Annotated in this window: 21 protein-coding genes; 9 read left to right on the top strand and 12 right to left on the bottom strand. The window is 67.6% G+C overall.

Translation table 11 applies throughout. The features are described from left to right. Positions 1-45: 45 nt before the first annotated feature. The 8 genes from ACFV4R_RS14420 to ACFV4R_RS14385 all read left to right on the top strand — a co-directional run bounded on the left by ACFV4R_RS14420 (position 46) and on the right by ACFV4R_RS14385 (position 6,737). Positions 46-1,146, top strand: coding sequence for a DUF1648 domain-containing protein (locus tag ACFV4R_RS14420; protein WP_377203076.1), 1,101 nt, complete (start codon positions 46-48; stop codon positions 1,144-1,146). Between the two features lie 113 nt (positions 1,147-1,259). After that, complete coding sequence (locus ACFV4R_RS14415) at positions 1,260-2,123, top strand: CoA ester lyase (protein WP_056075502.1); 864 nt, start codon at positions 1,260-1,262, stop codon at positions 2,121-2,123. Positions 2,124-2,152: 29 nt separating this feature from the next. Further along, positions 2,153-3,094: a DUF2797 domain-containing protein gene (locus tag ACFV4R_RS14410; RefSeq protein ID WP_377203075.1), complete on the top strand. Its 942-nt coding sequence runs from the start codon at positions 2,153-2,155 to the stop codon at positions 3,092-3,094. Positions 3,095-3,152: 58 nt separating this feature from the next. Then, on the top strand, positions 3,153-3,377 hold the full coding sequence (locus tag ACFV4R_RS14405; protein WP_045729544.1) for a DUF3188 domain-containing protein: 225 nt from the start codon (positions 3,153-3,155) through the stop codon (positions 3,375-3,377). Positions 3,378-3,437: 60 nt separating this feature from the next. After that, complete coding sequence (locus tag ACFV4R_RS14400; protein ID WP_377203074.1) at positions 3,438-3,899, top strand: MaoC family dehydratase N-terminal domain-containing protein; 462 nt, start codon at positions 3,438-3,440, stop codon at positions 3,897-3,899. 2 nt (positions 3,900-3,901) lie between these two features. Continuing rightward, entirely contained in the window at positions 3,902-4,339 is a 438-nt protein-coding gene (locus ACFV4R_RS14395) for a MaoC family dehydratase (RefSeq protein ID WP_015937899.1), read from the top strand. Between the two features lie 9 nt (positions 4,340-4,348). Further along, entirely contained in the window at positions 4,349-5,620 is a 1,272-nt protein-coding gene (locus ACFV4R_RS14390; protein ID WP_377203073.1) for an MFS transporter, read from the top strand. Between the two features lie 49 nt (positions 5,621-5,669). Then, positions 5,670-6,737, top strand: a complete 1,068-nt coding sequence (locus ACFV4R_RS14385; RefSeq protein WP_377203072.1) for a UDP-N-acetylmuramate dehydrogenase — start codon at positions 5,670-5,672, stop codon at positions 6,735-6,737. Here ACFV4R_RS14385 and ACFV4R_RS14380 read toward each other — a convergent pair. After that, a complete protein-coding gene (locus ACFV4R_RS14380; RefSeq protein WP_377203071.1) occupies positions 6,718-7,218 on the bottom strand; it encodes a hypothetical protein in 501 nt (166 codons plus the stop codon). The genes ACFV4R_RS14385 and ACFV4R_RS14380 overlap by 20 nt on opposite strands. A gap of 54 nt (positions 7,219-7,272) precedes the next feature. On the opposite strand from ACFV4R_RS14380, the gene ACFV4R_RS14375 reads away from it, so the two are divergent. Beyond that, positions 7,273-8,409 carry a winged helix DNA-binding domain-containing protein gene (locus ACFV4R_RS14375; RefSeq protein WP_377203070.1) on the top strand — a complete coding sequence of 379 codons (1,137 nt, stop codon included), beginning with the start codon at positions 7,273-7,275 and terminating at the stop codon, positions 8,407-8,409. 99 nt (positions 8,410-8,508) lie between these two features. Here the strand turns inward: ACFV4R_RS14375 and asd are convergent, their stop codons facing one another. The 11 genes from asd to ACFV4R_RS14320 form a co-directional block, all read right to left on the bottom strand. Beyond that, positions 8,509-9,651, bottom strand: a complete 1,143-nt coding sequence (gene asd / locus ACFV4R_RS14370; protein ID WP_377203069.1) for an aspartate-semialdehyde dehydrogenase — start codon at positions 9,649-9,651, stop codon at positions 8,509-8,511. A 124-nt stretch (positions 9,652-9,775) separates the two neighbouring features. Continuing rightward, positions 9,776-9,994, bottom strand: a complete 219-nt coding sequence (locus ACFV4R_RS14365; RefSeq protein ID WP_377203068.1) for an NF038396 family protein — start codon at positions 9,992-9,994, stop codon at positions 9,776-9,778. A gap of 4 nt (positions 9,995-9,998) precedes the next feature. Then, the gene (locus ACFV4R_RS14360) at positions 9,999-10,583 is read right to left on the bottom strand and encodes a dihydrofolate reductase (RefSeq protein ID WP_091722054.1); all 585 of its coding nucleotides are present in this window, start codon (positions 10,581-10,583) and stop codon (positions 9,999-10,001) included. After that, the gene (locus tag ACFV4R_RS14355) at positions 10,580-11,383 is read right to left on the bottom strand and encodes a thymidylate synthase (RefSeq protein ID WP_377203067.1); all 804 of its coding nucleotides are present in this window, start codon (positions 11,381-11,383) and stop codon (positions 10,580-10,582) included. The genes ACFV4R_RS14360 and ACFV4R_RS14355 overlap by 4 nt, the downstream gene beginning before the upstream one ends. A 9-nt stretch (positions 11,384-11,392) precedes the next feature. Beyond that, positions 11,393-11,887, bottom strand: coding sequence for a DUF1648 domain-containing protein (locus tag ACFV4R_RS14350; RefSeq protein WP_377203066.1), 495 nt, complete (start codon positions 11,885-11,887; stop codon positions 11,393-11,395). Next, positions 11,877-12,281 (bottom strand): GntR family transcriptional regulator, encoded by a 405-nt coding sequence (locus ACFV4R_RS14345; protein WP_377203065.1) that lies wholly within the window; start codon positions 12,279-12,281, stop codon positions 11,877-11,879. The genes ACFV4R_RS14350 and ACFV4R_RS14345 overlap by 11 nt, the downstream gene beginning before the upstream one ends. Beyond that, entirely contained in the window at positions 12,278-13,864 is a 1,587-nt protein-coding gene (locus tag ACFV4R_RS14340; protein ID WP_377203064.1) for a hypothetical protein, read from the bottom strand. Before ACFV4R_RS14340 ends, ACFV4R_RS14345 begins: the two co-directional genes overlap by 4 nt. Positions 13,865-13,981: 117 nt before the next feature. After that, complete coding sequence (locus ACFV4R_RS14335) at positions 13,982-14,950, bottom strand: NUDIX domain-containing protein (RefSeq protein ID WP_377203063.1); 969 nt, start codon at positions 14,948-14,950, stop codon at positions 13,982-13,984. Positions 14,951-14,960: 10 nt separating this feature from the next. Then, the gene (locus ACFV4R_RS14330; RefSeq protein ID WP_091722041.1) at positions 14,961-17,210 is read right to left on the bottom strand and encodes an RNA degradosome polyphosphate kinase; all 2,250 of its coding nucleotides are present in this window, start codon (positions 17,208-17,210) and stop codon (positions 14,961-14,963) included. A gap of 129 nt (positions 17,211-17,339) precedes the next feature. Next, on the bottom strand, positions 17,340-18,311 hold the full coding sequence (gene mshD / locus ACFV4R_RS14325; RefSeq protein ID WP_377203062.1) for a mycothiol synthase: 972 nt from the start codon (positions 18,309-18,311) through the stop codon (positions 17,340-17,342). Positions 18,312-18,343: 32 nt separating this feature from the next. Further along, a complete protein-coding gene (locus ACFV4R_RS14320) occupies positions 18,344-19,042 on the bottom strand; it encodes a response regulator transcription factor (RefSeq protein ID WP_015937885.1) in 699 nt (232 codons plus the stop codon). Between the last annotated feature and the right edge of the window lie 16 nt (positions 19,043-19,058).

Below are 19,058 nucleotides of genomic sequence, written 5' to 3'. Positions count from 1 at the left end.
TTTGGCGGACATTTCTTCTACAACTGGAAGGAGAAAGGACATGCCGTGACCGTCGCCATCATCCTGACGTCAGCGCTGCTGGCCATGGTGACAGTGCTCACCCTCGCCCTGCCGGCCATCAACAGTGACACGGTGCCGTTCGGGGTCCGGGTGCCGTCCCGCAACACTGCCGATCCAGTGATCGTGCGGCAGACCCGCACCTACCGCAAGCGGGTGCTGGCCAGCGCAGTGGTTGTGGCTGCGGCAACGGCTGCCGTTTCCGCCGCCAGCGGGGAGGCGCTGCTGCTGCCCTTGTCCGTCCTGGTCCTCGTCGGGACGTGGTACGCCTGCTTTGTCCTGGCCAACCACGCAATCCGCGCCGCCAAGGCCGCCGGGGGATGGTTCGAAGGCGTCCGGCAGGCAACCGCAGCGGAGGCCGGTGCGGAGGCGCAGCCACAGCGGGCGCCCTTCCCTTGGCCCTGGCTGGTCCCGGCGCTCGCCATCACGGCTGCCACCCTGTTGATAGGTGTTCTGCGCTATCCATCGATGCCGGGCCTGCTCGCCGTGCATTATGGCGCGGACGGCGTGCCTGACCGGCTTGCCGCCAAGTCGGTCGGGAGCGCTTTCTCGCTGGTTTTCGTGCAGTGCGGCCTGACGGCGCTGCTGGCAGGAGTGGCGGCGGCAGTCCACAGGAGCCGCCCGGATATCGACCCCGCGTACCCGGTTTCCTCCGCCCGCTGGCACCGCCGGTACACGGCGCAGAGCGTCAAAGCCCTGCTGGGACTGGTGGCCATGATCGATCTCGGAATGCTCTTCTCATCGCTGCTGATGTGGACGGGCACCGTCAGCACCTGGGCACCGCTCGCCGCCGTGCTTCCGGTCCTGGCCGGAGTCATTGTTGCTGCCATCGTCCTGGCACGGAATAACCGGGTGCCCGATGAGGGGGAACCGGATACCGGCCTGACGCACGTGGATGACGACAGGTTCTGGCGCGGCGGCCTGGTTTACGTCAACCGTGACGACCCCGCACTGATGGTGCCGCGCCGGTTCGGCCTGGGCTGGACCCTCAACTTCGGCAATCCCGGGGCGGCGATGTTCCTGGTGGGCGTGCTCGCGTTCGTTGGCCTCGTTATCAGCATCGTGGCAGCCCTGCGCCTGAACGGCTGACCCGGCTGGCGCCGCTCACAGAACGCAGTCACAACCCGTTTAGTTCGTATTGATCCTCACACCGGAGCCCATTTCTTCCTCGTGCCGGTGGCGGGCCAGATACTGTAGAAGCCATGACGTCTACCACCGCCGCCGAGACCGTACGGCCTGAACGCAACATCCCCGCAGAGATCGCCCGCTCCTGGCTCCTCGTGAACGCCATGAAGACCGAGCTCTTCGACCAGTCCGCCGTCTCACGCGCAGATTCGATCATTCTTGATATCGAAGACGCCGTGGACCCGTCCCAGAAGGACACGGCGCGGGGCAACGTGGTGGACTGGCTGACCCGCGGCGGCCAGGCCTGGGTCCGCATCAACGACGCCACCAGCCCGTTCTGGGCAGATGACCTTGCCGGCCTCCGTGGCACCCCCGGCCTGCTGGGCGTCATGCTCGCCAAGACCGAATCCGCGGACCAGGTCACCGAAAGCTTCCACCGCATGGACGGCAAGACCCCCGTTATTCCCCTGGTGGAGTCCGCCGTCGGCATCGAGGAAGCCAACAACATCGCCAAGGCCCAGGGTGCCTTCCGCCTGGCCTTCGGTTCCGGTGACTTCCGCCGCGACACCGGCATGGCCGCCACCCCGGAGGCCATGGCCTACCCGCGCGCCAAACTGGTGGTCGCCAGCCGCGTGGGCAACCTGCCCGGCCCCATCGACGGACCCACCGTGGGCACCAACCACCCCATCCTGCGAGAGCAGACCGGCATCACCGTGATGATGGGCATGACCGGCAAGCTGTGCCTGGCCATCGACCAGACCCCCGTGATCAACGAAGTCATCAGCCCCACGCCGTCCGACGTCGCCTGGGCCACCGACTTCATGGCCGACTTCGAAGCCAACGGCCGCGTCATCCGCGACGGCTCGGACCTGCCCCGCCTGGGCCGCGCCGAAAAGATCATGAAGCTGGCTGTAGCCTTTGGGGTGCAGCCCGCGCTGTAGCGTACGCCCCCAGCACTTCAGGAGACCCCGTGACCGATACCCGATATCTGGTCCACGGGGTCTTTTGGGATGGTCCGCCGGCCGCCACGGCAGCGGACGACGGCGGCGCCCCGGTCCTGCGCCTCCAGTCACCGTCCGGGGACTTCCGGGAGTTGAGCCTCCGTCCTGGCGCACGGCTCGGATTCCGGGTGGCGGGGCCGGCCAAGTCCTGCCTGGGGCACCTGGTGGTCCACTCGTCCACCCGGCGCGACCACATCCTCTGCAAAGCAGCCGCCCCGGCCGCAAGGGGACGGCAATGCGAACGCTGCTTCGTCCTGGACGAATCCCGGCTGATCCACGACTTCCACCGCGGCGGCCGCGTGACTCCCGGTCTCCGTGACTACCTGATGCAGGAGCACTGGCTTTACGTTGCCACCTTCGCCGGAGGCGCCACCAAGGTGGGTACGGCCTCCGGCCCCCGCAAGTGGAACAGGCTGGCCGAGCAGGGCGCCACAGTGGCCAGATACGTGGCACGGGCCGAAGACGGCCGGGTGGTCCGGGTCCTGGAGGACCTGGTCACGGCCGGCCTGGCGCTGACCCAGCTGGTGCGCTCCAGCGCCAAAACCGAGGCGCTCCTGCAGCCTCTGGCCGCAGGAGACCTGGACGCCATCAGCAGCCGCCACGCAGGCGAGGTGCGGCACCTGCTGGCCCGCACCGCCGTCGGCGGCTTCACCGTGGTTTACGAAACGTGGGTGCGTCCCGCCCAGGCAGACGCCGTCTACGGTCCGGCGTCCCGCCACGCCTACCCCCATCCACTGGACGGCGGGGAGCACGGCTTTACCGTCGCAGCCATCAGCGGGGCCAACGTGCTGGCCCGGCTGGATGGCACCGAGTCGATGTTCGTAGTGAACCTGGCGCACCTGACGGCACGGACCATCGAGCCGGGGGACTTCGCCTCGGCGGTGCCGGCCGTGCAGGAAGCCCTGTTCTAGGACCTGCGTGAGAGCGGGCCCGGCAGTCCGGGCAGGGCAACCCCGGTAGACTTGGACGGTGCTGAACGAATTCTGGGCCACCGCGCCAACGTCCTACAAAGTCATGGTCTTCAGCGCCATGGGCCTGATCGCCGTCGGCATCATCCTGAACCTCGTGGGCAACACCAGCGGCAACCAGGGCCTGGCCATGGCATCCCTGCCGCTGATCGGACTGGGCCTTGTCCTGCACGTGGTGGGCATGGTGGTCCGCGGCCAGTCGATCCGGAAGAACCTCCGCCGCTAGCCGAGCCGCCAGGGACTCCCGTTTTCGGCCCGCCATGACGCGGACGATAGGCTTGAGGCCATGACTATCAATCCGGATCTGCAGGGCCGCAGCTACCCTGCCGCAGAGGTGTACGACGTCGGCCGCGAGAAGATCCGCGAGTTCGCCCGGGCGGTCAAGGCCACCCATCCCGCACACTTCGACGTCGATGCCGCCACGGCACTGGGCCATCGCGACCTCGTGGCACCGCCCACCTTCGCCATCATCATTGCCCAGCGCGCCGACGCCCAGCTCATCGAGGATCCGGAAGCCGGCATCGACTTCTCCCGCGTGGTCCACGCAGACCAGCGCTTCACCCACCACCGGCCCATCTTCGCCGGTGACCGGCTCGTAGCCGAACTGCACGTGGACGGCGTCCGCGCCATGGGCGGCGGCGCCATGATCACCACCCGCTCCGAGATTTTCGCCCTCGGCGACGGTGACTCCCGCGAGCAGGTCACCACCACCACGTCATCCATCCTGGTCCGCGGAGAGGGACAGTAACCATGAGCCCCAGCATCACCGACCTGGCTGCCGGCCAGGAGATCGGCAGCCGCACCGTCGAGGTCACCCGCACGGACCTGGTCAAGTACGCCGGCGCCTCCGGCGACTTCAACCCCATCCACTGGAACGAGGCCTTCGCCACCGGCGTCGAACTGCCAGGCGTCATCGCGCACGGCATGTTCACCATGGGCTCGGCCGTCCAGCTGGTGACCGACTGGGCAGGCGACCCGGCCGCCGTCGTCGATTTCCAGACCCGCTTCACCAAGCCCGTCCTGGTCACCGACACCACCGGCACCGCAGAGCCCGGCGCCACCATTGAGGTCAGCGGAACCATCGGAAAGCTCGACGCCGAGGCCGGCACCGCCCGCGTGGACCTCACCGTCACCGCGGCCGGGCAAAAGGTCCTGATGAAGGCCCAGGCCGTCGTCAAGCTCTCCTAGCGGAACCCCTTGACCAAAACGGCAGCACCCCAAGCCACCGCGGCCAACGTCACCCACTGGCGCAACGCCGTCGTAGTGGCTTACGGCGCCAGCGGACTCGCCTTCGCGTCCTGGGTGTCCCGGCTCCCGGCAATCCGTGACGCCCTGGACCTGACCCCGGGTAACGTGGGCGTCCTGCTGCTCTGCCTGACGCTGGGCTCGTTTGCATCGGTGTCTGCCTCGGGCCTGATCGTGCTCCGGCTGGGCTCCAAGCAGACCATCCGGACCGGCAGCATCATGGTGGGCTTCGGCCTCCTGCTCGCCGGCATAGGCACCTCCCTGCTGGCCAGTCCCGTGGTGACCGCGGCAGGGCTGGCCGTCATCGGGCTGGGCACCGGAAGCTGGAACACGGCCTCGAACGTGGAGGGCGCGGCGGTGGAACGGGCCGTGGGCCGGCACATCATGCCCCGGCTCCACGGTGCCTTCAGCCTGGGGACCGTGGCGGGTGCTGGCCTGGGGGCTGCCGCTGCCGCGGTGTCCCTGCCGGTGGCCTGGCACCTCGGCGCGGCAGGCCTGGTGGTCGCAGTATCGGTGGCGACGGCGGCGTCCTGGTTCCGGGCGGACGTCACTCCGGTAGCGGGGGAGCGGACCTACACTCCTGACCACTTCGAGGACCCCACCACCGGCCCCATTCCCCTCATCACCGCCGGTGAAGGGGAGGCACCCCTCGACAACAAGCGCAAAATTGCCCAGGCCTGGCGCGACCGGAGGACGCTCCTCCTGGGTGTCCTGGTGCTGGGCCTGGCCCTGGCCGAAGGGGCAGCGGGGGACTGGGTGGCCCTGGCGCTGGCGGACGGGCACGGCCAAAGCGACGCCGCGGGCGCCGCCGGGTACGGGCTGTTCGTGACGTTCATGACCATCGGCCGGTTCGCCGGAACCCTCGTCCTGGACCGCTACGGCAGGGTTCCGGTGATGCGCTGGTGTGCCGCGCTGGCGGTCCTGGGCCTGGGCCTGTTCGTCTTCGCACCGGTACCGTGGCTTGCCTTCATCGGCCTCGCCGTCTGGGGACTCGGTGCTTCGCTGGGATTCCCCGTGGGCATGTCCGCCGCGGCCGACGACCCCGCCAAAGCCGCCGCCAGGGTATCCGTGGTCTCCACCATCGGCTACGGCGCGTTCCTGTGCGGACCGCCGCTGCTGGGCCTGCTGGCCGAGCATGTGGGCATCCTGCACTCGCTGCTGGCCGTCATGGTGATGCTGGCCGTCAGCTTCTTCCTGTCGCCGGTGGCCCGGAAGCTTTCCTGACTACCCCGCATTACCTTTGCCGTAGTGCAACTTCGGGTAACGTGGAGCGGTGACTTCCACGCTGCTTTCTTCCCTGACCACCTCCGCTGTCGGCGGCCCCGCCGGCAAGTACATCGAGGCGCGGACCGAGGCTGAGATCATCGATGCCGTCCGCACCGCGGATGCCGCCGGGGAACAGGTGCTGATCATCGCGGGCGGCTCCAACCTCCTGATCTCCGACGACGGGTACCCCGGGACGGTGGTGAAGATCGCCTCCGAGGGCTTCACGGTTAACGCGGAAGACTCCTGCGGCGGCGTGGCTGTGGTGGTCCAGGCCGGGCACAACTGGGACCAACTGGTGGATTACGCCGTCCGGCATGCCTGGTCCGGACTCGAGGCGCTGTCCGGGATCCCGGGGTCAACGGGCGCGACGCCGGTCCAGAACGTGGGTGCCTACGGCGCCGACGTCTCGCAGACCATTGCCGTGGTCCGGACGTGGGACCGCGAGCGGAACGCCGTGCAGACCTTCACCAGCTCTGAGCTGAAGTTCGGCTACCGGGACTCCATCCTGAAGCAGACCACCGTGAACGGATCGCCCCGGTACGTGGTGCTGACGGTTGAATTCCAGCTGCCGCTGGGCCGGATGAGCGCCCCCATCCGGTACGCCGAGCTGGCACGGTCCCTCGGCGTTGAGGCGGGCAAGCGGGCCTACTCGAACGATGTGCGCCGGGAAGTACTGCGGCTGCGGGCTTCCAAGGGCATGGTCCTGGATCTTGCGGACCGGGACACCTATTCCACCGGTTCGTTTTTCACCAACCCGATTGTTCCCGAGGCGGAAGCGGCGTCGCTGCCGGAGAACGCGCCGCGGTACCCTGCCGGCCAGGACGGAATGGTGAAGCTGTCCGCTGCGTGGCTGATTGACCAAGCCGGCTTCGGCAAGGGCTTCGGGCTCGAACCGGACAGCGTGTCCGGGGGACGGGCTTCGCTGTCCACCAAGCACACGCTGGCCATCACGAACCGCGGCGGCGCAGGCGCCGCCGATGTGGTGGCCGTGGCACGCGAGGTGCGTGCCGGCGTCGAACGCCGCTTTGGCGTCAGGCTGCACCCCGAGCCGCTGCTTATCGGCCTGGAACTGTAGCCTCTTCTTCGGCGGCCACTGGGGTGGCTGCCGGGTCCTGGCGCAGGGATGCCGCCGCACCCATGACGGCCGAGGCCCATCCGGCCAGGGACAGGTAGATGCCCATGAAGATCCATACCAGCTGCCCCGGCGCCAGCGGGCTCACTGTCCCGGCCACGATGCACGTGGCCAGGCCGGCGGTGGCGACCGCCAGGGACAGGACCCAGAGCACCCGTCCGGTCATCGGGTGGCGGCGCCAGTCCCGGCGGATCCGCACGCCTTGGCAGCCCGTGCTAAGGCCGGGAAAGAGGACCGCGTAACCTCCGCCCAGGCTCAGGGCCAATGAGGGCAGAAGGATCCGGGGTTCAGACTGTCCGCTGCCCAGGAACCTGGTGAGGGAAAGGCCTCCCAGCGCCGTTCCGGCCAGGACGCTGAGCGTCCCGCCGATCATCCACATCCTGGTTTTACGCGCGAGCAACAGCCACAAACTCCCCAAAGTCATGGTTCCACCCTAACCGGCGTAGGCGCCCAAGGGTGCGGCACCTAGGATGAAGCAATGTCACCAACCGCAGTGCGGCTGAGCCGCAACGTCATGGGCCGGCTCCGGCTGGCGTCCCAGGGGCTCGCAGCTTCCGGGTCCGCGACAGTGGCCGGGCCTGGCGGTGTTGTCCCCGGCTCCGCCGAGGACGTGGTGCGGTGGATGACGGCGATGCAGGCGCAGGACCTGCAGGCGTCGCTGTGGGCCGTGGGTGTACGGCACCCGGGCTTGGGCCTGGGTGATGTACGTTCCGCCCTGGATGCAGGCTTGATCGTCCGTTCCTGGCCCATGCGCGGAACGCTGCACCTGGTGGCCCCCGAGGACCTTGGCTGGATGCTGGACCTCACTGCCGAACGCCTTACCAGGAGCATCGCCGCCAGGCACCGGGAACTGGCCATCAGCTGGGCCGATATCGAGGCGAGCCGGGATGTGGCACTGGCCCGGATCGCTGCAGGCGGTCCTGTCAGCCGTGCAGACCTGTTCAAGGAGTTCGATGCCGCCGGCCAGCCGACTACGGGCCAGCGGGGCATCCACATACTGGGCACGCTGTGCCGGCACGCCTGGCTGGTGCAGGGGCCGCTGGCGGGAAACCAGCAGCTGCTGGTCGCTTTCGACGAATGGATTCCCGTGTCACGGCGCCTCGAACGGGCCGAGGCGGTGGCGGAGTTCCTGCTGCGCTACATCCGAAGCCACGGGCCGGCCACTGTAAGGGACTTCGCCTGGTGGACGCAGATCCCGCTCACCGAGGCCAGGGCAGCGCTCGATGCCATCCGCAGCCAGGTAGTAGAGGTTGAGTTCGGCGGCGTCAGCTATTGGATGTCGCCGGAGACGGCCTCCCTGCTGGACAGCGGGGTCCCGGCGTCCAGATCGGTCCTGCTGCTGCCCGGCTTCGACGAATTTGTCCTCGGCTACCAGGACCGTGGCCTTGTGCTGGCACCGGAGCACTTCAACAGCATTGTTCCCGGCGGCAACGGGGTCTTCAAGAAGACTGTGGTTGCGGCGGGGGAGGTGGTGGGCACCTGGGCGCGGGAAGGCACCGGCCGTACTGCCGCCGTCGTACCCGAATTCTTCGACGGGATCCGGCCGCTGGGTCCGGCAGCGCAGGCAGCCCTGGCCAAAGCCGCCCGCCGGTACGAGGCCTTCCTGGCAGCCTGACGCCGCGGAAATGCAGAAGCGGCCCCGCCGCGCATGACCGGTGCCGGGGCACCAAGGGTCCTGCGGGTCAGGGCCGCCCGTGAAGCAGCCGGGGGGGGCTTAGAGGTTGCCGGTGGCGATCTTCAGCATGCGGCGCAGCGGCTCGGCGGCGCCCCAGAGGAGCTGGTCGCCCACCGTGAAGGCGCTGATGTAGTTCGGGCCCATCTCCATCTTGCGGATGCGTCCCACCGGGATGTCCAGGGTGCCGGAAGCGGCTACGGGCGTGAGGTCGGCCATGGAGGCTTCCTTGGTGTTGGGAACCACCTTGGCCCACTCGTTGTCCTCGGCCAGCAGCTTTTCAATCACGGTCACGGAGAGGTCTTCGCGGAGCTTCAGCGTCAGTGCCTGCGAGTGGGAGCGCATGGCGCCGATGCGGACGCAGAGGCCGTCCATTATCACGTGGTTGTCCTCGGCGGTGCCCAGGATTTTGTTGGTCTCAACCCCGGCCTTCCACTCCTCCTTGGACTGCCCGTTGCCCAGGTCCGCGTCGATCCAGGGGATCAGTGAGCCGGCCAGCGGGACGCCGAACTGGGTGGCGTCGATGTCGCTGCGCTGGTGGGCCAGGACCTTGCGGTCGATCTCGAGGATGGCCGACGCGGGGTCGTCCAGTTCGGTGCTGACCTCGGCGTTGAGCGTGCCGAACTGGCTGAGGAGCTCACGCATGTGGCGGGCGCCGCCGCCGGAGGCGGCCTGGTAGGTCATGGATGTGCCCCATTCGACGAGGCCGTTCTTGAAGAGTCCGCCGAGGCCCATGAGCATGCAGGAAACCGTGCAGTTGCCGCCGATGAAGTCCTTGGTGCCGTTGACCAGGCCCTTGTCGATGACATCGCGGTTGATGGGGTCCAGCACGATGATCGAGTCGTCGTTCATGCGCAGGGTGGAGGCGGCGTCGATCCAGAGGCCGTCCCAGCCGCGGCCGCGCAGTTCGCCGTGGACCTGCTTGGTGTAGTCCCCGCCCTGGGCGGTGACGATAATGGGCAGCTTCGCCAGGGTGTCAAGGTCGAACGCGTTCTCGAGCTTGCCGGCGCTCCCACCTGCTGAACCAGCAAGGGTGGGGGCGGCACCGCCCGCGTTGGACGTGGAGAAAAACACCGGGTTGATGTTGGCGAAGTCGCCCTCGTCCTGCATGCGCTGCATGAGGACGGAGCCCACCATGCCGCGCCATCCGACCAGGCCGACGGAAGGGGTAGCTGCTGTAGTCATTCGTACAGTTTAGACTTCGCAACCGGAAGGGCGCAGTCGGTTACGTCACGGCCGGCAGGCTCCGGCGGAGTACGACGGCGGCCCGGACCTGAAGCGGTTTTCCGCGGCCGGCAGCCGCGAAGGGCTAGCTCGGGTCGGACTCTTCCAGCATGGCGGTTTTGCGGGCGCGCAGGGCGAAGAACGCGCCAAAGGCGAAGGCCTGCGTCACCATCACCAGCACGATGGCGCCGGCGATCTTGTTGCCGCCCAGGATCATGGTGAGTCCAACAATTGCGGACAGCAGCGCCAGGAGGGGAAGGAGCATGTACCCCAGGACGAACAGGGTTTCGGGTTTCTTCAGCATCGTCCTAGCTTTCGGTCCGTGACCATTTGGTGAATCGGTAGCGCGTGCCGTTGGCGCCGGTCAGCCATCCGTCCGGCGGGAGGGAGGAGCTGGCCTCCCAACTGGTGCCGAGCTCCGGAGCGTACGTATCGCCGTCGGCCTCCACGTCGATGGTGGTGACCACCGCAACGTTGGCGAGCTCCGTCGACTGGCGGAAAATCTCGCCGCCGCCAAGGATCCAGACGGTGTCGCCGCCGTCGACGAACTGGGACTCCAGCAGCGCGTCATCCAGCGAAGGGACCACGACGGCGCCCTCCGCCTCGGGCGTATCGGCCCAGCTCTTCTGCCGGGTGATGACGATGTTGGTCCGCCCGGGCAGGGGGCGGTACTTCTCCGGAAAGGACAGCCAGGTCTTGCGGCCCATGATGACCGGGTGCCCGGTGGTCAGCCGGGTGAAGTGCCTGAGGTCCTCCGGCAGGTGCCAGGGCATGTCCCCGTCCTTGCCGATGACGCCGTCCGGTGTCTGGGCCCAGACCAGGCCAACGCCCGTGATGGAAGCGGCAAGTTCCTCGGTGAAGGACTGGGGATCGGTGGAGTTCTCGGTGCTCATACGGCAATCGGCGCCTTAATGGTGGGGTGGTGCTTGTAACCGACCACCTCGAAGTCTTCCAGCGTGTAGTCGAAGATGGAGGCGGGCTTCCTGTTGATCAACAGCTGCGGGTACTCGTACGGCTCCCGTTCGAGCTGCTTGAGGACCTGGTCCATGTGGTTCTCGTAGATGTGGACGTCGCCGCCGGTCCACACGAATTCGCCGGGCTCGAGGCCCACCTGCTGGGCCAGCATGTACGTGAGCAGGGCGTAGGAGGCGATGTTGAACGGGACGCCCAGGAACATGTCCGCCGAACGCTGGTACAGCTGGCAGGAAAGCTTGCCGTCTGCAACATAGAACTGGAAGAACGCGTGGCAGGGCGGCAGCGCCATGTCGTTGAGCTCGGAGACGTTCCAGGCCGAGACGATGTGCCGGCGGGAGTCCGGGTTGGCCTTGAGGTTCTCTACGAGCTCGGCGATCTGGTCGATGTGGCCGCCGTCCGGGGTGGGCCAGCTGCGCCACTGCACGCCGTACACCGGGCCAAGGTCGCCGTCCTCGTCAGCCCATTCGTTCCAGATGGTGACGCCCTGGTCCTGCATCCATTTCACGTTGGTTTCGCCGCGCAGGAACCACAACAGTTCCACTGCCACGGACTTGAAGTGGACCCGCTTGGTGGTGATGAGCGGGAAGCCTTCGGCCAGGTCGAAACGGATCTGGCGGCCGAAAACGCTGGTGGTTCCGGTTCCCGTACGGTCGGATTTGTGCGTGCCCTGGGCCAGGACGTCGCGCAGAAGGTCTTCATAAGGCGTGGGGATGCTCACCGTCCCAGTCTACCGGGGCGGAGCCGGCGGGACGGAGACCGCGCGGGTGGCGCGGACCACCAGCCACAGGGTGAAGCCCATCAGGAGAAGCATCGGCGCCCAGATGGTCCAGGGGCTTGCCAGTCCGAGCCAGCCCGTGGTGCACAGCCAGCAGAAGAGGATAGCCAATGCCGGGGTCAGCTTGGCCAGGACGTCCCTGCCCGCGCGGGCCTCGAGCGCCGCCCGGTCCGGATCCTGGGCTCTTTTGGCGGCCATGGCCGGAAGGAACCGGTACAGCAGCCACAGGAACGCCACCACGCCGGTACCGATCAGCAGCGGCGAAAAAACGGCAAGAACTGACTTGCCGGCGAACCTGTCCGGGATGCCCGCCCCGTTCCAATGCACGGGGACGGGATCAGGCATTTCCGGGTACAGGTAAGTCCCGAGGACCGCGGTGGCCGCCAGGAGCAGGAGGGACGGCACAAACCAGGTCCGCCGGGAGGGCGGGCGCGGATCAGCGTCCATCGGTCCGCTCCCTTCCGAGCCTTGCGCGGACCAGGTCCAGCAGCATCCCGTCGCTGAGTCCCGCCTTCCGGCCGGCCTCCAGATAGCGTTCGACGGCGGAGGTCACCTCCGGCGGTACTGTACCCGGGCTGCCGTTCCCGGTACCGCCGGGAAGGGCGGCGATAAAGGTGCCGCCCCGGCGTCGTGATTCAACAACCCCGGCCGCCTCCAACTCCTTGTACGCCCTGGCCACGGTGCCGGCAGCAATGCCTAAATCCGCGGCCAGGCTGCGGACGGTGGGCAGCCTGCTTCCAGCCTGCAGTACGCCAACCGCAACCAGGGAGCTGATCTGTGACCGGATCTGCTCATAGGGCGGGGTGGCGGACCGCAGGTCCACGGTGATTCCGGCGCTCACGGCACCGTTTCGGGCGCGGGCGCTGCCGCGGCGGCAGGCTGGGCGGTGATTCCGCGGACCGGGATCACCGCAATGACTACACCGCCAGCAGCCAGGATCACCCCGGCTCCCGGTGCGATCTGCCACAGGACCGACGTGGCGTCGGTGCCCGGCGGGGAAAAGCGCTGCAGCGCTGGTGCTGCGCTCATGAGCAGCGCCCCGGCCTGGGCGGCGAAGAGAGCAGCCACGGTGCGGGCCACCCTGTGCAGCGTGATGGCCCGAAGTGCGGCGTCCAGTCCGGGAACCGCACCCGGGATACTGCGGCGGCGCCGTGCCACGGCAACGGGCACGGCGGCGGTTCCGATGGCAGCAGCGGTGGTCCACGCCGTTGCCGGCCACAGCGGTGGTGCGCCAGTTTCTGCCTGCCGTGTTGCGATGAACACCAGGACGATGAGCAGGATGGCCATGGCAGCAATCGCGGTGGTGATAAGTGCGGGGGAGACGAGCTGGCGGGGCCAGTGGCGGGGCTCGCTGTCCGTGCCGTGGTTGCGGTGCAGGAGGACCTCGCCGCCGGCCACTACCGCCAGGACAGCGATGGCCGCCAGTGCTACGAAGAGCGCCGGGTGGCCGGTGAGGACGCCCGGCATCACCGCCGCTGCCACCAGCGGAAGCAGCGCGGCCAACCCCATGGCCGGCCCGATCGAAACCACCAGTTTCGTAGCCGGTTGCGGGTCAAGGATCCGCCGGGCCCGGCGTTCCGTCAGTCCGTGGGACAGCTTGGGCGGCGCCCACCACCACATGGCCAGCAGGACCACGAGGTTCACCAAGACTGCCGGATTGAACCAGTTACCCGTGGCTTCTGCCGGGTCCGGTAGTGAGGCATGGCTGCCGGCGATGGCAGTGAGCCCGGACGCTATGGTGGCCACGGTCCGGAGCAGCCGGTTCATCGCGATGGTCCGCAGGAGGCCGTTGTTCTCCGGACCCATATCTTCCAGCCGCCGACGCCGGGCGATCAGTACCAGGACAGCGACGGTTCCTGCGGCCAGGACCAGCAGCGCACCGCCCAGCGGCGCTGCGAGGTCTGCCCCCGGCACGCGGCCGTCCCCGCCGTAGTACACGTATCCGCCGGAAGGTTCCGGCCGCGGAACGTAGAGTTCCGGGTCAAAGCCCGGAAGGGTGGCAGTCCAAGCAATTTGTGCTGCCGCAACGATGAACAGGGCGAGGACGGTCCAGGCCAGGCGGCGTGGGATGAAGTCCCGGACCCTGCGCACCTCGAGGCTTGCCTGCCGGCGCGGAAGCTGGGGGCCCGGATAGCTGAGCTGGCCGATGGCGTGCACCGCAAGGCAACCCAGGATTGGCCACGCCAGGACAGGGAGGAGTTCGACGGCGGACGGCGCCTGGTACAGCCCGGAAACAGGGATCAGGCCCGCCTTCGCCGCCGGCTGGAGCGAACTCACCAGCCAGCCGATGACCCCGATCCAGAGTGCGTGCTTGGCCGCCGTGTCCGCTGAACCGGTTTTCCCCGGTTGCCAGATGACCCACCGGAGCAGCAGATAGACACCTGCGGCCAGCAGGAACGGAAACAGGATCACCGTCGGCTGCATTGCATTGAACGCTAAGGCATCGAGGCCTGGCACATCTTCCCCCAAAATCGTGCGGCTTTGTATCAAGTATTTGATACAAAGTGGCGCGAGGTCAACCGGGCGGGCCAGCCAGTACCGTCAGTCGTCGAAGGGTTTGAACCGCTCCACCGCTACAACGTTGTTCCCCTTGGCGTAGGCCACGTGGCACACCACCAGCTCTCCGGGCGACAGATACGGGTCCGACGAGGGGAGGAGGCTGTTCAGCCGCGCCGGCATGTGCTTGGCCAGCTGGGCGAGGACCGTGGGAAGGGCCGGGCGGTGCGTGCAAACTGCCACGGGCCGCTGCTTGTCGAAAAGCGACTCGATTATGCCGGCCGTCTTTTTGGGGCTGCGCTCATGCCGGTGTTCCGTCAGTGCCTCCGCCATCTTGACCTTCGCACCGCTGGCCTTGGCGTAAGGAGCCACTGTGGCGACGCAGCGCAGCCACGGGCTGGTGACCACCCGCGGCGGCTTCCAGGCCTGCAGCAACCTGCCCACGGCCTGCGCCTGCCGGATACCGGTGGCGGCCAGCGGCCGCTCACCTTCGGCCTTGGTCCAGGACGAACGGGGCTTTGCCTTGGCATGACGGACAACCAACAGCGGCCAGGTGTCCAGCGCGCCGCGGGCATGCGCCTCGCGAAGGTGCCGCAGCGGCGCCGTATCCGAAGGGTTGGAGAGGAGCGCAGCCGCCTTGTCCGGGCTGCACCACATGACGGAGTCCACCTCCTTGCCATCCGGTACGAGGCGTGCGCCATTGACCTTCACGGCCCAGTAATAGACCACCTTCAGCCCGGAGGCCACGTGGTAGTGGATCGGCGGCAGGGGAATGCCCAGCGAGGCATCGAGCCCAATTTCCTCCCGCACTTCCCGGACCGCGCACTCCGGTACCGTCTCGCCGTCGTCGATCTTGCCTTTTGGCCAGGACCAGTCGTCATAGCGGGGGCGGTGGATCAGGAGGACTTCAAGGCCTTCCCGGGTGGCCCGCCAGGGGATAGCTCCGGCAGCAGTGACCGCTACTGGTTCCCCCGGATGGTCTGTCTGGTCTTCTACGAGTGCATCGCTCGACAACGCCGGGGCCCTAACGCCGGCTCAGGCTGCGCTGCCGGGGGCGCGAGGCGAGCAGCCAGGACTGGACGTCCTCCAGCGGCTTGCCGTCCTCCCCGAGGTGGTGGCGGATCCAGTGGCCGTCGTTGTCCAGGTGCCAGCTGGACGTTTCCGGTGCCATGTAGCGCTGCAGCAGGTCGAGGACGTAGGTGACGTCATCGGGGCTGGCAAGCTGCACCAGGGCCTCCACCCTGCGGTCGAGGTTGCGGTGCATCATGTCGGCCGAGCCGATGTACACCACGGGTTCCCCGCCGTTGGCGAAGGCAAACACGCGGGAGTGCTCCAGGAACCGGCCCAGGATGGACCGGACCGTGATGTTCTCGCTCAGGCCCGGCACGCCGGGGCGCAGCGAGCAGATTCCGCGAACCACCACGTCCACCTTCACGCCGGCCTGGGACGCGCGGTAGAGGGAGTCGATGATGGCTTCGTCCACCATGGAGTTGACCTTGATCTGGACGCGGCCCGGCTTGCCGGCCCTGGCATTGCGGATCTCGGTTTCAATCCTGTCGATCAGCCCGGAGCGCACGGAACGGGGAGCCACCAGCAGCCGCTTGAACGTGGACTTGGGAGCGTAGCCGGACAGCTGGTTGAACAGCTTGGACAGGTCCTGGCCAACCTGCTCGTTGGACGTCAGGAGTCCGAGGTCCTCGTAGTACCGCGCGGTGCGGGGGTGGTAGTTGCCGGTGCCGATGTGGCAGTAGCGGCGGAGGCCATCCACTTCCTGGCGGACCACCAGGGACAGCTTGCAGTGCGTTTTCAGGCCCACGATGCCGTACACCACGTGCACGCCGGCCTGTTCCAGCTTGCGGGCCCAGGAGATGTTGGCCTGTTCGTCGAACCGGGCCTTGATTTCCACCAGGGCCAGGACCTGTTTGCCGGCCTCCGCGGCGTCGATGAGCGCATCGACGATGGGGGAGTCGCCGGACGTGCGGTACAGCGTCTGCTTAATGGCCTGGACCTTGGGATCCGCCGCAGCCTGCTCCAGGAAAGCCTGGACGGACGTGGAGAACGAATCGTATGGGTGGTGGAGCAGGATGTCGCGGCGGCGCATGGCGGCAAAGACGTTGGCGGCCTTCGATGTCTCTGACTCGTTCAGGTACCGGGAGGTGTGCGGAACGTGCTTGGGGTAGTGCAGGTCGGCGCGGTCGATGCCGCCGATGACGGCGAGGCCGCGGAGATCCAGGGGAGCAGGTACCGAATAGACCTCGGACTCCTCCACGCCGAGTTCGCGGATCAGCAGGGCCCGGATGTTGGGGTTGATGTCGTTGGTGAGTTCCAGCCGGACCGGTGGGCCGAACCGGCGGCGCAACAGTTCCTTCTCCAGGGCCTGGAGGAGGTTCTCGGCGTCGTCCTCCTCAACCTCCACGTCCTCGTTGCGGGTGACGCGGAAGGTGTGGTGCTCCAGGACTTCCATGCCGGGGAAAAGCTTGTCCAAATGGACGGCGATGACGTCTTCCAGGGCGATGAATCGTGCCACTCGTCCGGCCACGGCGCCTGCACGCGGGCCGTCGATGGAGATCAGCCGCGGGAGCTGGTCCGGCACCTTGACGCGGGCGAACAGTTCCTTGTCGCTCACCGGGTTCCGGACCACCACGGCCAGGTTGAGGGACAGCCCGGAAATGTAGGGGAAGGGGTGCGCCGGGTCCACCGCGAGGGGCGTGAGGATGGGGAACACCTTTTCGGCGAACATGACGCTCAGCTGCTGCTGGGCGGCGTCGTCGAGTTCGTCCCAGTGCATGAGGTGGATGTGCTCATACGCCAGGGCCGGCCGGATCTGTTCGGCGTACACCTGGGCGTGCCGCTGCTGCAGCCGGTGGGCTTCGGCGCTGATCTGTTCCAGCACTTCCACCGGGCTCAGGCCGGCCGGGGAAGGGACAGCCAGGCCGGTGGCGATACGGCGCTTCAGGCCTGCCACCCGGACCATGAAGAACTCATCGAGGTTGGAGGCGAAGATGGAGAGGAAGTTAACACGTTCCAGCAGGTGCAGGGTGGGGTCCTCAGCCAATTCCAGCACCCGGGAGTTGAAGCTGAGCCAGCTCAGCTCACGGTCCAGGAAACGGTCCGGGCTGATGTCCCCCTCCGGCTCGAGGTTCGGAGCGAACTCCGGGATGTCGATGCGGTCCTGCGTGGCCCGGGAGGCCGGAACCTCGGAGGAGCCGAAGCGGGCACGGACCGGGGGTGCAGCATCCTGGGACGTGGCTGTTCCGGACGGTTCCGGGTTCATGGGATCTCCTTTTACCTGGCGCTTGATGCTGGCGCTTCCGGCCTGCGCGGTTCTGTTTCAACCTTACAAGCATTCACCGCGGCGGAGCCCCTGATTTCCGCGCCCTGCCCGGTGAATCAGCCGATTGGACTAACCTTCCTTGACCGGCCCGTACATGACGTCCATGTCCCAGCGGGTGAACCCCAGCCTGCGGTACAGCGAGACCGCGGGTGTGTTGTCCGCGTCCGTGTACAGCATCACTGCGTGCAGGCCGAGGTCCTGCAGGTACTTGATGCCGGCGAGGGTCAGGGCTTTCCCCAGCCCGGAGCCCTGAGCTTCAGGCGCCACGCCCACTACGTAGACTTCGCCGATCGCGGGGTGCGAGCCGTGGCGGGGATGGACCTTCGTCCAGTGGAAGCCCACGACGCGGCCCCCGGCGTCCACGGCGAGGAGGAAGCCGGCGGGGTCGAACCAGTCTTCCTCCATGCGTGCCGCCAGGTCCGCCCGGGTGAGGCTGCCCTGTTCCGGGTGGTGCGAAAAGGCCGCACGGTTGACGGCCAGCCACGCGTCCTCGTCCTGGCCCGGGACGAACGGACGCAGCGACACGCCATCCGGAAGCACTGCCTCGGGAAGGTCCGCCTCCGCCGTCGTCATCCGCATCTTCCACAACTCCCGCACCGGCGCGTAGCCGTACCGTGCGGCGAGGTCGGCGGCGGCCTCGTGGTTGCCGTGGGACCAGGCCTTCAGCCCGTCAAACCCCCGGCGGTCCTGCAGCGCCCGCACCAGGCGGTCAGCCACGCCCTGGTTCCGGTAGGAAGGGTGCACCGCAATTTCCAGTACCCCGCTGTGATCCGGTTCTTCCACCACGACGGCGAATCCCGCCAGGTCCTGGCCCGTGGCAGGATCCGAGTCCTCGTCCGGGGCATACAGCGCCAGGGTCAGCAGCGAGTGGTCTGCAGAATCCCCGGCGCGCATGGTCACCAGTGTCTGCTCGGAGATCGAGGGGTTGCCGTCGGACTCTTCGGCCGCAACCAGGAGGTCGCGGCAGTCCTTCAGGAGTTGCTGGTCAACCCCGCCTTGGACAACATGGACGGGCCACTTCTCGGGGTGCGCTGGAGTCATGAAGCTAGGCTACGGGATCAAGGGCCGGCGGCTCAGGCTTCGGTCAGTTCGTCTTCCTGCTGCCGCACCAGGGTCAGGCGGTAGCCGACGTTCCGCACAGTGCTGATGAGGTTCTCGTGGTCGGCGCCCAGCTTGGCGCGCAGGCGCCGGACGTGCACGTCAACGGTGCGGGTGCCACCGTAGTAGTCGTAGCCCCACACCTCGGTCAGCAGCTGCTGCCGGGTGAAGACGCGCCCCGGGTGCTGGGCCAGGTATTTGAGGAGCTCGAATTCCTTGAACGTCAGGTTCAGGGGAGCGCCGTTGACCCGGGCGGTGTAGCTGGCTTCGTCGATGACGACGCCGGCGGCGCGGATTTCGCTGGGCGCATCGTCCTGCTCCGGGACGGCGCGGGCTACCGAGAGCCTGATGCGCGCTTCAACCTCAGCGGGGCCGGCGGAATCCAGGACGATGTCGTCCACAGCCCAAGCCGACGAAACAGCGGCCATGCCGCCTTCAGTCAGGATCAGGACCAGCGGTGCGCTGAGGCCGGTGGCCTTAAGGAGCTGGGTGAGGGAGCGGGCACCCACGAGGTCCTTGCGCGCATCCAGCAGGACGATGTCGCAAGGGTCCGTTTCGAGGAGGGCGGTGGGCTCCGCAGGGAGGATGTGCACGCGGTGGTTCAGCAGTTCCAGGGCAGGCAGGATGTCTACCGACGAGCCGGTGCTGTTCGTTAAGAGCAGGATGTGCGACATTGTTCCTCCATGGGCT

This window comes from Pseudarthrobacter sp. NPDC059871, assembly GCF_042731175.1.
Taxonomy (GTDB): domain Bacteria; phylum Actinomycetota; class Actinomycetes; order Actinomycetales; family Micrococcaceae; genus Arthrobacter.
Note: the sequence above shows the minus strand (reverse complement) of the source record. Positions and strands in the feature narration are given on the sequence as shown.

Excerpts from the sequence above, each read along its gene's own strand:
- ACFV4R_RS14415 (WP_056075502.1), top strand. The coding sequence starts at position 1,260 with ATGACGTCTACCACCGCCGCCGAGACCGTACGGCCTGAACGCAACATC.
- ACFV4R_RS14400 (WP_377203074.1), top strand. The coding sequence starts at position 3,438 with ATGACTATCAATCCGGATCTGCAGGGCCGCAGCTACCCTGCCGCAGAG.
- ACFV4R_RS14395 (WP_015937899.1), top strand. The coding sequence starts at position 3,902 with ATGAGCCCCAGCATCACCGACCTGGCTGCCGGCCAGGAGATCGGCAGC.
- ACFV4R_RS14380 (WP_377203071.1), bottom strand. The coding sequence starts at position 7,218 with ATGACTTTGGGGAGTTTGTGGCTGTTGCTCGCGCGTAAAACCAGGATG.
- ACFV4R_RS14375 (WP_377203070.1), top strand. The coding sequence starts at position 7,273 with ATGTCACCAACCGCAGTGCGGCTGAGCCGCAACGTCATGGGCCGGCTC.
- asd (WP_377203069.1), bottom strand. The coding sequence starts at position 9,651 with ATGACTACAGCAGCTACCCCTTCCGTCGGCCTGGTCGGATGGCGCGGC.
- ACFV4R_RS14365 (WP_377203068.1), bottom strand. The coding sequence starts at position 9,994 with ATGCTGAAGAAACCCGAAACCCTGTTCGTCCTGGGGTACATGCTCCTT.
- ACFV4R_RS14360 (WP_091722054.1), bottom strand. The coding sequence starts at position 10,583 with ATGAGCACCGAGAACTCCACCGATCCCCAGTCCTTCACCGAGGAACTT.
- ACFV4R_RS14350 (WP_377203066.1), bottom strand. The coding sequence starts at position 11,887 with ATGGACGCTGATCCGCGCCCGCCCTCCCGGCGGACCTGGTTTGTGCCG.
- ACFV4R_RS14340 (WP_377203064.1), bottom strand. The coding sequence starts at position 13,864 with ATGCAGCCGACGGTGATCCTGTTTCCGTTCCTGCTGGCCGCAGGTGTC.
- ACFV4R_RS14330 (WP_091722041.1), bottom strand. The coding sequence starts at position 17,210 with ATGAACCCGGAACCGTCCGGAACAGCCACGTCCCAGGATGCTGCACCC.
- mshD (WP_377203062.1), bottom strand. The coding sequence starts at position 18,311 with ATGACTCCAGCGCACCCCGAGAAGTGGCCCGTCCATGTTGTCCAAGGC.
- ACFV4R_RS14320 (WP_015937885.1), bottom strand. The coding sequence starts at position 19,042 with ATGTCGCACATCCTGCTCTTAACGAACAGCACCGGCTCGTCGGTAGAC.